Source organism: Roseibium marinum (assembly GCF_002906165.1).
Taxonomy (GTDB): Bacteria; Pseudomonadota; Alphaproteobacteria; order Rhizobiales; family Stappiaceae; genus Roseibium; species Roseibium marinum.
This window is the reverse complement of the sequence record NZ_PPCN01000001.1, coordinates 1,382,503-1,396,973: the sequence shown is the minus strand read 5'-3', so window position 1 is coordinate 1,396,973 and position 14,471 is coordinate 1,382,503. Positions and strand designations below refer to the sequence as shown.

General features: G+C 60.3%; 13 protein-coding genes. 9 read left to right on the top strand and 4 right to left on the bottom strand.

Going from position 1 to position 14,471, the window contains the following annotated elements; all coding sequences use genetic code 11:
* Positions 1-30: 30 nt before the first annotated feature.
* Positions 31-405: a winged helix-turn-helix transcriptional regulator gene (locus tag CLV41_RS06510; RefSeq protein ID WP_103221357.1), complete on the bottom strand. Its 375-nt coding sequence runs from the start codon at positions 403-405 to the stop codon at positions 31-33.
* Between the two features lie 135 nt (positions 406-540).
* On the opposite strand from CLV41_RS06510, the gene CLV41_RS06505 reads away from it, so the two are divergent.
* Positions 541-1,104 (top strand): NADPH-dependent FMN reductase, encoded by a 564-nt coding sequence (locus CLV41_RS06505; RefSeq protein ID WP_103221356.1) that lies wholly within the window; start codon positions 541-543, stop codon positions 1,102-1,104.
* Between the two features lie 64 nt (positions 1,105-1,168).
* Here the strand turns inward: CLV41_RS06505 and CLV41_RS06500 are convergent, their stop codons facing one another.
* From CLV41_RS06500 to CLV41_RS06490, 3 genes are all read right to left on the bottom strand, one after another.
* Positions 1,169-2,032: an SDR family oxidoreductase gene (locus CLV41_RS06500; RefSeq protein WP_103221355.1), complete on the bottom strand. Its 864-nt coding sequence runs from the start codon at positions 2,030-2,032 to the stop codon at positions 1,169-1,171.
* An 84-nt stretch (positions 2,033-2,116) separates the two neighbouring features.
* On the bottom strand, positions 2,117-2,863 hold the full coding sequence (locus CLV41_RS06495) for a crotonase/enoyl-CoA hydratase family protein (protein ID WP_103221354.1): 747 nt from the start codon (positions 2,861-2,863) through the stop codon (positions 2,117-2,119).
* A 21-nt stretch (positions 2,864-2,884) separates the two neighbouring features.
* Positions 2,885-4,666 carry an acyl-CoA dehydrogenase gene (locus CLV41_RS06490; RefSeq protein ID WP_103221353.1) on the bottom strand — a complete coding sequence of 594 codons (1,782 nt, stop codon included), beginning with the start codon at positions 4,664-4,666 and terminating at the stop codon, positions 2,885-2,887.
* Positions 4,667-4,983: 317 nt separating this feature from the next.
* Between CLV41_RS06490 and CLV41_RS06485 the strand changes: the two genes are divergently transcribed.
* The 8 genes from CLV41_RS06485 to CLV41_RS06450 all read left to right on the top strand — a co-directional run bounded on the left by CLV41_RS06485 (position 4,984) and on the right by CLV41_RS06450 (position 14,460).
* Complete coding sequence (locus tag CLV41_RS06485; RefSeq protein ID WP_103221352.1) at positions 4,984-5,979, top strand: L-threonylcarbamoyladenylate synthase; 996 nt, start codon at positions 4,984-4,986, stop codon at positions 5,977-5,979.
* 561 nt (positions 5,980-6,540) lie between these two features.
* Positions 6,541-7,473 carry a histone deacetylase family protein gene (locus tag CLV41_RS06480; protein WP_103221351.1) on the top strand — a complete coding sequence of 311 codons (933 nt, stop codon included), beginning with the start codon at positions 6,541-6,543 and terminating at the stop codon, positions 7,471-7,473.
* Positions 7,474-7,615: 142 nt separating this feature from the next.
* Positions 7,616-7,864: an exodeoxyribonuclease VII small subunit gene (locus CLV41_RS06475; protein WP_068407054.1), complete on the top strand. Its 249-nt coding sequence runs from the start codon at positions 7,616-7,618 to the stop codon at positions 7,862-7,864.
* A gap of 577 nt (positions 7,865-8,441) precedes the next feature.
* Entirely contained in the window at positions 8,442-9,425 is a 984-nt protein-coding gene (locus CLV41_RS06470) for a helix-turn-helix transcriptional regulator (RefSeq protein ID WP_146048520.1), read from the top strand.
* 496 nt (positions 9,426-9,921) lie between these two features.
* A complete protein-coding gene (gene dxs / locus CLV41_RS06465; RefSeq protein WP_235867072.1) occupies positions 9,922-11,841 on the top strand; it encodes a 1-deoxy-D-xylulose-5-phosphate synthase in 1,920 nt (639 codons plus the stop codon).
* Positions 11,842-12,019: 178 nt separating this feature from the next.
* Complete coding sequence (locus CLV41_RS06460; RefSeq protein ID WP_103221348.1) at positions 12,020-13,447, top strand: MFS transporter; 1,428 nt, start codon at positions 12,020-12,022, stop codon at positions 13,445-13,447.
* A gap of 74 nt (positions 13,448-13,521) precedes the next feature.
* On the top strand, positions 13,522-13,917 hold the full coding sequence (locus tag CLV41_RS06455) for a hypothetical protein (RefSeq protein ID WP_146048519.1): 396 nt from the start codon (positions 13,522-13,524) through the stop codon (positions 13,915-13,917).
* Between the two features lie 36 nt (positions 13,918-13,953).
* Complete coding sequence (locus CLV41_RS06450; RefSeq protein WP_103221346.1) at positions 13,954-14,460, top strand: copper chaperone PCu(A)C; 507 nt, start codon at positions 13,954-13,956, stop codon at positions 14,458-14,460.
* Positions 14,461-14,471 lie beyond the last annotated feature (11 nt).

Below are 14,471 nucleotides of genomic sequence, written 5' to 3'. Positions count from 1 at the left end.
CTCAGCGGTTTGAAAAAATCAACCGCCGTCTCACGCGGCTTCGTTGTCCTTTTCGAACCTTTCGCGGGCGGCGGCCACGGCTGTTTCATTTTCAATCGCCCAGCCCGTCAGGGCGTTCAGCGGCCCGAGCAGCGTTCTTCCGAGCGGGGTCAGGGCGTAGTCCACCCGCGGCGGAATGCTGGGTGTAACGCTACGGTCCACGAGGCCATCCCTTTCCAGCTCCCGCAAGGTGGCCGTCAGGGACTTTTGCGTGACACCGCCAATCGATCGCTTCAGTTCGGAAAACCGTTTGGCTTCATTTTCGAGATGCGAGACGACCAGCACCGACCATTTGCTGCCGACTGTCTGCAACAGCCTGCGAACCGGCAGGCATCTCGGGTCTTCATGTTGTGGCAGCGGTTTCATCAAGGATACCTTGGTTTCAAAAAAGTGCCGTCTTGCGATCGGGCCAGTCTGGCATACGTTGAGGTCAGTTTCCACGGTATACCACAGTATCCCATGGATACTTCCTTCCAGAGACTTCCCCCTTAAGGACAGACCATGGCACTCAAATTGAAAATCATTACCGGCTCCACACGCCCCGGCCGTGTCGGACCGACCATCGCCGCCTGGGCCGCTGAAGCGGCGAAAGCACATGAGGGCTTCGAGGTGGAAAGCGTCGATCTCGCCGACATCAACCTGCCGCTTCTCGACGAACCGGCGCACCCGGCCGCCCAGCAATATACCCACGAACACACCAAGCGCTGGAGCGCCATTATCGGGGACGCGGACGCCTTCGTTTTCGTGACACCGGAATACGACTATTTCGCACCAGCCTCACTGATAAACGCCATACAGGTGCTTTACCGCGAATGGAACTACAAGCCGGCCGGCGTCATCAGCTATGGCGGCGTCTCCGGCGGGCTCAGGGCCTCCCAGACTTTGCGCGAGCTTCTGTCGACCGTCGGCGTCGTTGGCCTGCCGCAAGTCGTGCCGGTTCCCTTCTTCCCTGAATTCATCGGCGATGACGGCGTCTTCAGCGCCAATGACAAAGTCAAGGAAGGGGCAACCCTGATGTTCGGCGAACTGATAAAATGGGGGACGGCCCTCAAGACAATCCGCTGAACCGGAACAAACCGGGTCGCCGCATCTTTATGCGGCGGCCCGAAATTCAAACAGAAGCAGCTTTCTAGGCTTTTATCGGTCCCAGATCGCAGGGCGCCTCGCTGTCGTCCGGCACGAAGAAATCCGGCGCGAGCGCGAGGCTCGGGTCGACACGATACCCGTCGAAATCGGTCACGCCCCGGCTTGCGAGGAACGTGTCGTCGATCAGGAACTGACCCGAGAGTTCCATCGACGGCGACGTGAAGATTTCATAGGCGGCATCGGCGAGGATATCCGGTGTACGGCTTTGCTGCATAAGCTTGTCACCGCCAAGGATGTTCTTGATGGCGGCGGTCGCAATGGTCGTACGCGGCCAGAGCGCGTTCACCGCGATCCCTTTTGAACGCAGTTCCCCGGCAAGGCCCAGCACCACCAGGCTCATGCCGTATTTGGCGATGGCATAGGGCGTGAACGGCGCGAACCACTTTTCCTGCATGTCGAGCGGCGGAGACAGCATCAGGACATGTGGATTGTCCGCGTTCTTCAGATGTTCGATCGCGTGTTTGCAACAGGCCAGCGTACCGCGCGTATTGATCTGATGCATCAGGTCGAAGCGCTTCATGTCGGTCTGCGCCAGCGGGGTCAACTGAATGGCGCTGGCGTTGTTGACCAGAATGTCCAGCCCGCCGAAATGGTCCGCCGTCCTGTCGATCGCGGCCTTGACCGCCTCGTCGTCGCGCACGTCCAGAACCACTGGCAGCGCCTTGCCGCCCGCGGCTTCGATCTCCTCGGCGGCTGTATAGATCGTGCCCTCGAGCTTGGGATGCGGCTCGGCAGTCTTGGCGGCCACCGCGATATTCGCGCCGTCCCGCGCCGCCTTGAGCGCGATTGCCTTGCCGATCCCGCGCGAGGCGCCGGTGATGAACAGGGTTTTGCCCTTCAGTGACATCTTCTACTCCTCCGGAATTTCGCCGTCTTGGCGCTTGTTCGTTTTTCAGGGGGCCTTGCCGCCGATGACCGCAGTTTCTCTGCCCTAGGTCTTCGCTGTTTTCGTCATGAAAGCCTGGAAAGCTGCCATGGTTTCCGGCGAACTCAACCGGCTAGCAAAGATGCGGATTTCCTCTTCCACGCGTTCGGAAAGCGGTCCGATATCGCCGCGCAGGAGTTTGCGCGACAGCGCCATCGCCTCCGGCGGCTTGGCCGCGATTTCTCTGGCGCATGCAAGGGCAACGGCATCCACATCGCCTTCCACCACTTCGTTGACCAGGCCCGCCATCTCCGCCTTTCGCGCCGAAAAGGGTCTGCCGAGACAAAGCAGTTCGAAGGCGCGGGCATGGCCGAGCAGCCGCGGCCCGAGAAGGCTGGAGCCGGTTTCCGGCACGAGGCCGAGATCCACGAAAGGAGAGCGGATAACAGTGCGCGGACTGGCGAACACCATGTCGCAATGCATCAGCAACGTGGCGCCGACGCCGATGGCAATGCCGTCGAGCGAAGCCACAAGCGGTTTTTCGTTGCGCACCAGCGCGCGCAGAAAACGGACCACCGGGGTTTCGGTCATGCCGGACTTGCCCGCATATTGCAGGAAATCGCCGATGTCATTGCCCGCCGTAAACACTTCCGGCTGGCCGCAGATCAGATGGCAGCGCACACCGTCATCCGTGTTTGCCGCTTCCAGAGCCTCGGCGAGATCCGTGTACATGGCGCCCGTGAGAGCGTTCTTCTTTTCCGGCCGGTCCAGACGCAGGATCTGGACGCCGTCCTCAATGGTTTTGCGGATCATAGAGTTCTCCCGTGCGGCGCTTCAGGATGCCAGAGCTTCTGCATCGAACGCCTGAATGGCTTCGGCCGACAGCAGGATGTCCGACTTCAGACCAGCGGTTTCGCAGAGCGTCGTCTCGCAGAAATTGCGGGCGAGCAAGATCCGTTCGGCAAGCCGCAGCGCCGGTTCACCGGCGGAGCGCAATGCGCCCCTGGCGAGCAGCGCCCCACCGAGTGCAAGTCCCGCCACGCGCAAGTAAGGCGTCGCCCCGCAAAGAGCGTCGGCGATCCGGCCCTCGGCCTGCGCGGCCAGCATGTATTCGGTTGCTTCGCTCAGGTCCTCGATGGCGGCCGCCAGACGCGCGGCCGTCGCGCCGAATTCCGGCCGGTTGGAGGCGGCCACCTCGCCGGCAACGGCCTTGAGTTCGGCGATGAAGCCCCTGATGTGATCTCCGCCCGACAGAGGCAGCTTGCGCAGGACAAGATCGATGGACTGAATGCCGTTGGTGCCTTCATAGATCGGCGCGATGCGCGCGTCGCGCAGATGCTGCGCCGCGCCGGTCTCCTCAATGAAGCCCATGCCGCCGTGGATCTGAACGCCGAGCGAGGCCACCTCGACACCGAAATCGGTCGAAACCGCCTTGGCGAGCGGTGTCAGCAGGCCGGCGCGTTCGCTCCAGAATTTCCTGGTATCGTCGTCGTCGGCGCCGTTCGTCATGTCGATGGCATGCGCGCAGGCGTAACAGATCGCGCGGGCAACCTGGGTTCTGGATTTCATGGCAAGCAGCATGCGCTTGATGTCCGGATGGCGGGCAATCGGGCTCATGCCTTCGCCCTTGTCCCCCGGCGCCCTGCCCTGCTTGCGGTCCAGCGCATACTGCAGGGCATGCTGATAAGCGCGCTCGGCAACACCGAGACCCTGAATACCGACAGCCAGGCGGGCATTGTTCATCATCGTGAACATGCAGGCGAGACCGCGGTTTTCCTCGCCGATCAGCCAGCCCGCCGCCCCGCCCTCATCGCCATAGATCATGGTGCATGTCGGGGAGCCGTGAATGCCCATTTTGTGTTCGACACCGGCAACCCGGACATCGTTACGTTCGCCCAGCGACCCGTCCTCATTGACAAGAAACTTGGGCACCAGAAACAACGAAATACCCTTTGTCCCGGCGGGTGCATCCGGCAGGCGCGCCAGAACCATATGAATGATGTTATCGGTCAGATCGTGGTCGCCATAGGTGATGAAGATCTTCTGGCCGAAAATCCGGTAGCTCCCGTCGTCATTGCGTTCCGCCCTCGCCTTTAGGGCATTGAGGTCGGAACCGGCCTGAGGTTCGGTGAGGTTCATTGTCCCCATCCACTCGCCGGAAACGAGCTTCTCCAGATATTTGGCCTTCAGCTTTTGGGAGGCGTGTTTTTCCATCGCCTCGATCGCGCCCATGGTCAGCGTCGGGCCGATCGCGAAGGCCATCGAGCCGGAATTCCACATTTCCAGCGCGGCGGCGGAAAGCATTTGAGGCAGACCCTGCCCGCCTGCTTCGGGCGAGGCCGTCAAGCCGTTCCAGCCGCCTTCGATCCAGGCATGATACAAGTCTCTCCAGCCCGGCGGCGTCGTGATCTCGCCGTTTTTAAAAGGCGTTCCGTGCCGGTCCGCGACAGCGTTGAGCGGTGCGATTTCCTCGGCGGCAAACCGGCCGGCCTCGGTCAGAATGGCATCGACAAGATCGTCGCCAAGCTCTGCATGGCACGCGGTTTTTTGCAGGTCCTCAAGACCGCAGACATGTTTCAGGGTAAAAGCAATCTCATCGACAGGCGCGCGATACATTCAGGTCCTCCCTAGAGCATCAGCGTTTTTCAAACCCGGACAGAATGCTCTAACACTTTAAAATTTAACAACTTATCAGCTTCCCTGTATTTTCAGGACAAGCTAGTCGATCACTTATTCGCCAGCTTCTCCTCCGCTGGCAACCTGCTGCTTCACCGCTCAAAGCTTGACGACGGCAATGCTTCTCCGCAAAAGGCCTGTGAGACAGCGGTTTGACAGGACAGTAGCCCTGTTGACGTAAACGTCAACCCATATCGCAGCGGCAGGTGCGTGCGTTTTCGGTGAAAACAGACGCGGCCGTCATGAAGAGACCGGCAATGCAGCGTTGGACGCCCGATTTGAAGACCCGGGACTGGCAGGACGCCCGCGAAGCGGACGCCGTTTGCGCAGCGCTCGTCAACGGTGAACTGGTCGCCGTGCCGACCGAAACGGTCTACGGCCTGGCGGCGGACGCCACCAGCGGGACCGCCTGTGCCCGGATTTTCGCAGCCAAGGGACGGCCGCAATTCAATCCGCTGATTTCCCATGTCGCCTCCCTTGAGGCCGCCTTGGAACACGGGATCTTCGACGCGCGCGCCCTGGCGCTGGCCGAAGCGTTCTGGCCCGGCCCGTTGACCCTCGTCGTGCCCAAAAGCAAAACTTGCCGGATATCCGATCTCGCCACCGCGGGACTTGAAACCGTTGCCCTGCGTCTGCCGGCCGGCCCGGTCATGCGGTTCCTGTCGCAGAAAACCGGCCGGCCCCTGGCCGCTCCGAGCGCCAACCGGTCAGGCCGGATCAGCCCGACGATCGCCGATGACGTGATCGCGGATCTCGGCCCGTCCCTGAGCTGGGTGATCGACGCGGGCCCCTGCGCTGTCGGGATCGAGTCGACCATTGTCGGCCTGGCCGATGACACGCCACGCCTACTGCGCCCCGGCGGCATTTCACGCCAGGACATTGAAACCGTTCTCGGACATCGGCTTCAGGGCGCTTCCGCCGATATGCGGGCGGACGCACCGGCGGCTCCGGGAATGCTGTCCTCGCATTACGCGCCTGACGCGGCGATGATCCTGAATGCCCTGGAAGCAGGCCCCGAAGACGGCTTGCTTTCGTTCGGTCCCGATGCGCTCCCCCGGGCGTCCGAGGCCCTGGCGGAGGTCAATCTGAGCCCTTCGGGAGACCTCACCGAGGCTGCCGCAAATCTCTTTCAGGCCATGCGGACCCTCGATGCGAGCGGTGCCCGCACCATCCGGGTCCAGTTTATCCCCAACTTTGGACTGGGCGAAGCGATCAATGACCGTTTGCGCCGGGCGGCTGCACCGCGCGGCTGACCAGGACGCCGCAAGAGCAAGTGCCGAAACGCCACCGCAACGGGAAACAGAGGGTGCTCCCAAATTCACCTCCCAATCGAAAAGCCTTAAAAATCAGCAACTCCAGCGGGAAAATTGCCGCGCAAGCTCAACCCGGAACACTCTGAGTTATTCCAGAGCTTCAGCAAGACTCCCGCCTTGAAAAGGCCAAGCACACAATGACCGGGCAGCAAGAAGCCTAAGCAAAACAATCGATGACAAATGATACTGGCCCGCAAAATTCCGGCTTTTCAACACCGAATTCCAAATGAATTGCGGTTAAAAGCTCGCCAAAGCTTACCGGAATCACGTAATCTACAATCAGATTTGAGATGCAGCGGACCTCCCCTCGGGCATTGCGGTGCTCGCACCTTTGAACGGGCCGGCCAGAATTGCCGGCCCTTTTTTTGTCCTGCTGCCGATATCGGACCTTTCCCGCCTTTTACCCATCTTCAATTGACAGAAGCAGCCGCGAGCGCTCTGATGGCTCTGGTTCATGACGCAGGTCATTCCCCATAACAAAGCCTTCCGGAAACGCCTTCAGTGTCCACGCTCTTTCTTCACCATTCCTCGTATCTCGACCACCTGACGCCTGTCGGCCATCCGGAACGCCCGGACAGGATCCGCGCCATCGACCGGATACTGGAACACGAAAAGTTCCAGTCGCTGGAACGGGACCTTGCTCCGGTCGGCGCACTGGAAGACATCGCGCGGGCGCATCCGATGAGCTATGTCGACCAGCTTCACCGGCTGGCTCCCAAGGAAGAAGGCACCGCCAGGGTCGACGCCGACACCACAATGTCGCCCGGAACCTGGGAAGCCGTTTTAAGAGGGACGGGCGCGGCCTGTCTCGCCGTCGACGAAGTACTGGCCAAAAAAGTCAGCAATGCCTTTTCCGCATCCCGTCCTCCGGGGCATCACGCGGAAAAAGACCGGGCGATGGGGTTCTGTTTCTTCAACAATGCCGCCGTTGCCGCGCGCCACGCACAGGCGGTCCATGGCGTCGGGCGGGTCGCCATCGTGGATTTCGACGTTCATCACGGCAATGGAACCCAGGATATTTTCTGGAACGATCCCGACGTGATGTATTGCTCGACCCACCAGATGCCGCTTTACCCGGGCTCCGGCGCCGCTTCGGAATGCGGCGATGCCAACACGATCGTCAATGTGCCTCTCGCCCCGGGCGAGGGCGGTGCCGCCTTCAAGGAAGCCTTCGAGGCCGTGATCCTGCCCCGCCTGGAAGGCTATACGCCGGAACTCATTATAATATCCGCGGGCTTCGATGCCCACACACGCGATCCGCTGGGCGGACTCAATCTGGTGGAGGCGGATTTCGCATGGGCCACCCGCGCACTCATGGACGTCGCGGACAGGCACAGCGAAGGCCGCGTCGTCTCCGTGCTGGAAGGCGGATACGATCTGGAAGGACTTGCCCGCTCGGTCGCCGCCCATGTCATGACCCTGATGACGGGTTGAGCGACGCCACCCGGGCCGGCAGGCAAAACCACGGGGATCACCGGAGCGAATTTGAAATCAGACCTTGACCTTGGCCCTTGGGACCGCAAGTTTCCCTGCAAGAGCAACCGACATCCAGAAATCAAACCCGGGGACCGCAGCGATGAGCGATGCAGCCAAAGACATTTCCGGCCTTTCCTTCGAGGAGGCGCTCAAACAGCTGGAGACCATCGTTCGCGAGCTTGAGCAAGGCAATGTGCCGCTCGAAAAAAGCATCGATATGTACGAACGAGGCGACGCCCTGCGCAAGCATTGCGATGCTCTTTTAAAATCCGCCGAAGCGAAAGTGGAGAAGATCCAGCTCGGGCAGAACGGCGAAGCAAGCGGAACCGGCGCTCTGGATCCTCAGTAGATCCCGGCGCGGTCTCCCGCACAGGTCCAGATCCAGGCCCCATTTTTTGCTCATTTCTGGGTCCGTGACCTGATATTCAGCTAATCTGGAGAGCCGCCGTGCGAACGCAAGGCGAAAACCCGCCTTCGGATGTTCAAATCTTTCTGACAAGTTTCATACAGGCGCAACGACATCGGAGACTTGCTCGATGAATGAATTAAGCAAGACACCGGCGATTTAATTTATTCGACCGCTGAGCATTCCAATACAACCTGCCAGTTTTCAGATATTATTTTCATTGCACCCAGGTTCATTCATTGGTAAAAATATTCAAGAGTTTACGGGGTTCATATGTAATCGTTAGTAGATAAAGTATATTATGCCCGAACTCAGCAAATCAGATGAATCTAAACTACTTATGCGCGTTCTTGAGTGCTCGCCACAATCTCAAGGATGGCATTCTATTCTGGAGCTTATCGAGGAACAGCTGAACTGCAGATCGTTCCTGGCCGAATTCGACCAGAATGGCAATCCGACATCGAATTTCGGTGGAGATCGGCAAGCGCGGCAATTCTGTGAGGTCTTTCAGGACATCCGGATGACGAGTGGCCGCACCGCGTTGCAGTTTCTGATCGCCGAAGCATCCCTGTTCCACCCCTACTGCAAAACGTCCATCGACAAAGGAAGGACCAGCGGTGGGCCGACGCCGGAAACGCCGCTCGGGCGCGACCCGGACGGGACAAACCTGTCCGGCGCCAGCCCGGAGGAAACGGAGCGGCATCAGATCACGCTGTTATCCGGGGCTCCGGGACTTGTTTCGCCTCTCCGGCGGACGGGGAAATCAACGATATTGTTCGCGTGCCTGTTCACAGCTCATACGCCGGAATCAATCGACAACGCTATCGCAAGCGAAACCTTCGCGACGATCGTCAAGGCGCTCGCCCCCGGCCTGCGCACCTATCTGCGGCTCGAACAGGAGCGATCCTTCAGTCAGATCCACCGCGTCTTCTTGTCCGCACTCGGAAGTCCTGCAGTCCTCATCAATATCGATCGCGACATTCTGGTGAATACTCCCACAGCACTGGATATGCTTGAGGAACTGGGGATGGCCGCCGGATCCAGCAGTAAGCTGCTGGTCAAGAACAAGGAGTTTGAAAACGGCTTGCAGGCGCTCGCGGCGGACCACCAGCAACCGACAGGCAGAGAAACACCGAAAGCCCAGTCGGTGTACATCACAAGCCGGAACGGGTCCCTGAAACGGATTTCCGTTGAAACCGTTGCCCCGCCTCCTTCGAAGTCCGGCGATATCGCACCACCGTTTTTTCTGATCCGTGTCACCGAGACGGCAGAGTTGTCGGAGGATGTCGAAACTATCCTCCACGACCATTACGACCTGTCTCTCTCGGAAGCTCATCTGGCAAGATACCTGACCATGACCGGCTCGATGAACGTCACGGCAGACCATCTCGGCATCACCCGTAATACGGCCAAGACACATCTGCGGCGGGTTTACGAGAAAACCGGCGTGCACACGCAACTACAACTGGCAAGGCTGGTTCACAAGCTGGCGGGTCTTTTCTGACCAAACCGCAACCGGTAAAGTCGGACGTCTGGAAAAGTCGGTCGACTGCACTCCGTTGAATTTGTCTCCATCGGATTTCAGGCAGTTTTCAAGAGGTTTTCGGGCTGCATTCCGGCAGCTGACCGGATTTTGTCCGATACGCGGGTGACCGCGATCAAAAAAACGGGGCCGTATAAATACGACCCCTAGTTGATCACTGTGCACGTGGCCCCATCGACCACAATTATTCCAGTAAGACAGATCAGTAGAAGACGCATCACCCAAAAGGGTGACTGAACGGAATTTCGTCCTAAGGGTACGGACCCATAAAATTGTACTTTCAGGATACGGTCTCGTAAATATGGAACCATTTGATGGCGGGAAACGCTCATGATTGCGGCGCGCGCCCATTCGGAAACAAAGTCGTTTTGGCACATTCCTTCTCACATATTTGCGCCCTATATTCGGTTGGTGTATGCCTGCCCGCCATGTTTCAACTCCCGGAGCCGTCTGCAGCGTGACTTCCAGCCCCCATACGCCTCTTCTCGACAAGATAGATTCCCCTGCGGACCTGCGCCGGTTTGACGAAGCCGAACTTCGGCAGCTTGCCGACGAATTGCGCACCGAAACGATCGACGCCGTATCAATTACCGGTGGCCATCTGGGCGCCGGGCTTGGTGTGGTGGAACTGACAGTCGCCCTCCATTATGTGTTCAACACGCCCGATGACAGGATCATCTGGGATGTCGGCCATCAATGCTACCCGCACAAGATCCTGACGGAACGCCGTGACCGTATCCGTACCCTGCGCCAGGGCGACGGCCTGTCCGGGTTCACGAAACGCACCGAAAGCGTCTACGACCCCTTTGGCGCCGCGCATTCCTCCACCTCGATCTCGGCGGGCCTGGGAATGGCCGCGGCCCGTGATCTCAAGGGCGGCGACAACAACGTGATTGCCGTCATCGGCGACGGGGCGATGTCCGCGGGCATGGCCTATGAGGCGATGAACAATGCGGGCCATCTCGGTTCACGGCTGATCGTCATTCTCAACGACAATGACATGTCCATCGCGCCGCCTGTCGGGGCGATGTCCGCGTATCTGGCGAAGCTGGTGTCGGGTCCGACCTACCAGTCCCTGCGCGGAGCCGCGAAGAACATCGTCAAGAACCTGCCCAAGCCGCTGTTCGAAAAAGCCGCCCGGGCGGAGGAATATGCCCGCGGTTTCTGGACCGGCGGCACCTTGTTCGAGGAGCTCGGATTTTATTATGTCGGCCCGGTGGACGGCCATAACCTGGAACATCTGCTTCCGGTGCTGAAGAATGTCCGCGATACCCACCAAGGTCCTGTGCTGATCCACGCGGTCACCCAGAAAGGCAAGGGTTACGGACCGGCGGAAGGCGCCCGGGACAAGTATCACGGCGTGGCGAAATTCGATGTCGTGACCGGCAAGCAGGCAAAGCCGAAGGCCAACGCACCGAGCTACACCAATGTGTTCGCAACGTCGCTGATCAAGGAAGCGGAATCCGACGAAAAGGTCGTGGCGATCACCGCGGCCATGCCGGACGGAACCGGATTGAACCTCTTCGGAGAGGCCTTTCCGGAGCGCACCTTCGATGTCGGCATTGCCGAACAGCACGCGGTGACCTTCGCCGCCGGTCTGGCGAGCGAAGGCTTCAAACCCTTCGCCACCATTTATTCCACCTTCCTGCAGCGGGCTTATGACCAGGTCATACACGACGTGGCGATCCAGGGACTGCCGGTGCGCTTTCCGATAGACCGCGCCGGGCTTGTGGGCGCCGACGGACCTACCCACGCGGGCGCCTTCGACACCGCCTTCCTCTCCTGCCTGCCCGGTTTCGTCGTGATGGCGGCCGCCGACGAGGTGGAACTCCGGCACATGGTGGCGACCGCCGTTGCCTATGACGAGGGGCCGATTTCCTTCCGATATCCGCGCGGCGAAGGCGCAGGCCTGGAAATGCCTGAGCGGGGCAGCGTGCTTGAGATCGGCAAGGGCGTCATCCGCAGGGAAGGCACGAAGGTCGCATTGCTCAATTTCGGCGGCCGGATGAGCGAATGCCTGAAGGCAGCCGACGAACTGGACGCCGCCGGTCTGTCGACGACCGTGGCCGATGCCCGTTTCGCCAAACCGCTGGACATGGACCTCATCCGCCGCCTGGCCCGCTCGCACGAAGTGCTGGTGACTGTCGAGGAAGGCGCCGCGGGCGGATTCGGCAGCCACGTTCTGACAAGGCTCGCGGAAGAAGGCCTGTTGGATAACGGCCTGAAGATCCGCACGCTCGCCCTGCCGGATGCCTACCTCGATCACGACAAGCCGGACGTCATGTATGCGAAGGCAGGCCTTGACTGTAACGGCATCATGAAAACCGTCTTCACCGCGCTTGGCGCGGAAACCCTGAGTGCGCCACAGCGGGCCTAGATCCGCACCCGAAACCGTCACGATAAGAGACAGAAACGTCCTCCGCAGGGTTACGTGGGGAGCGCGCCGAGAACCTGATTGACACGGGCTTTCATACCTGAAAAGGCTGGATTTCAGGGTAAAATGCGTCGGTTCAGACCGGCGCTTTTATTTGTTCCCACATTTTCAGGAGGCAGCCGTGGCTCAGACGCTTCTTTCCGTGTCCGCTCTGTTGTTGTCCGTCGCCCTGCTGATTTTCGGCCATGGTTTGCAGACGACCCTCCTGCCGCTGGCCGCCGACCGCTTCTATTTCTCAGATTTCGAAATCGGCCTGGTGTCCTCGGCCTATTTCTTCGGCATGGTGCTCGGCTGTCTTGGAGCGCCGCTGGTGATCATGCGGGCCGGTCATATCCGCGCATTCGCCGCGCTGGTTTCCCTTATGTCGGCGGCGGCGATCCTGCACCCGGTGCTTATCGATCCCTATGCCTGGATGATCATCCGCCTGATTTCCGGTTTCAGCCTGGCCGGGTTCTACATGATCGTGGAAAGCTGGCTGAACGAGACCGCTACGAACGAAAACCGCGGCACGGTGATGTCCACCTACATTCTCATCCTGTTCGGCGCTTTGATGATGGGGCAGATCTCCATCGCCACGATGAACATTTCCTCCTTCGTGCCTTTCGTCATCGCCTCGGTGATGGTCAGCCTCGCGGTCATGCCGGTCGCCCTGACCACCTCCAACCAGCCCGCGCCGATCACGCTGGTGCGCTTCCGCCCCGCACAGCTTTACAAGAACTCTCCCGCGGCGTTTGTCGGCGTTCTGTTTGTCGGCTGTTCGCAAGGGGCTCTGCTGACGCTGTCGCCGCTGTACGGATCGCAGATCGGCCTGTCGAGCACGCAGTCCGCCTTTTACGCGGCCGCGATTGTCGGGGGCGGCCTGATCGCCCAGTGGCCGGTCGGCAGACTGTCGGACAAGCTCGACCGGCGCCTTGTCATGGCCGGACTGGGCGGGGGAACAGCGGCCGTTGCCCTCGCTATCGTGCTCTCTTCTCCCGATGAATTTCGGATCGCCATCCTGAGCGCCGTGGTTATCGGCATGTTCTGCCAGCCGCTTTACGCGATTGCCGTCGCCCATGCGTTCGACCACGCGGCGCACGAGGACTTTGTCGAGACATCCTCCGGCATGCTGCTTTCCTTCGGGATCGGTTCCATCGCCGGACCGCTGATCGCCTCCCTGATCATGAGCAGGACCGGCCCGTCCGGCCTTTATATCATGATCGTTGGGGCAAACGTCCTGATGGTCGCCTTCATCCTGACCCGCGTGCTCACGCGCGGCGCGCTCACGGCAGCGGAAAAGACAGACTTCGAATATGCCTCTACCGCCCAGGTCGGTTCGGTCATTTCCGCCGAACCGCTGGATGCGGATGAAGAAGAATATGTTATCTCGCCAGAAGATTTTCCGGCCTACGAGGACGATATTTATAACTTCGACCACGCCTCCACTGCCGCTGAGGGAGAAGACCGGTCCGGCATGGCGGCTGACGGCATCACCGGAGCATCGCCCACGTCCGCGGAGGCCGGCGCAGACAGCGAGAGAGATGGCACACCGCCGAAAAAGAACGATTGACCAGGTGACCCCGGCGAACCCGCTGCGCGGTTTCGCCGCTCGACATGCGGCCCGATAGAGCCTATAGCCGCACAATGACCGCGCGCATTACGCCCATGCAAGTGTTCCGGAAAGAGCGTCACCCGCTGGTGACGCTCACTGCGCTTGCCTTTGCCGTGCGGCTTGGCTTTTTCGTTCTGGCCTCGGCACTGTCACCCGATGCTGCCGTGGCAGCCGGTCTGACAAGTCTGTGCAACTCCTCGAGCCAGCAGCAGATTCCGCCCGGCGCGCACGATCCCGCCACCTGCCAGTGCGGTCCGGTCTGTGCCCATGGCTGTTTCCTGCAGCCCGGCCTTGCCGGCAGTGCACTTGCGCCCGCGCTGAGCGGACCCGCCGCCGGGAGCGGCCAGGCAATCGTTGCCCGGCGTGGTATCCGCCCCCTATTCAGGCAAGTCACAGCAATACGCGGCCCTCCCCTTTCCTTGATCTGACACAAATCCCGATTTCAGATATCAAGGACAATAGAAATGAAGCTCTGGACATCCATCGCCGCAGCAGCGGCACTCACGCTTGTTTCCCTTTCCGCCCTGGCCGCGGATTACACCGCCGGCGATCTTACGATTACCGGTCCGTGGACCCGCGCCACGCCGCCAAGAGCCAAAGCCGGTGGCGGTTTCATCGAAGTCATCAACAACGGTGCTGAGGCCGACCGGCTGATCGCCGCGGCCTCCGATGTGGCCGGCAAGGTCGAACTGCACGAAATGGCCGTGACGGACGGCGTGATGACGATGCGCGAAATGGAAGCCGGCATCGACATCCCGGCCGGGGAAACAGTCGCCTTGCAGCCGGGTGGCCTGCATATCATGTTCATGGGTTTGAACCAGCCCTTCAAGGAGGGGACAAAGGTGCCTGTGGTTCTGACCTTCGAAAAGGCCGGTGATGTCGCGATCGAACTCGACGTCGCCGCGATGGGCGCGAAATCCATGGATGGCGGCCACGCGGGCCACGGCAAGATGAAAAACGGCAAGAACTGAACGTTGCCAGA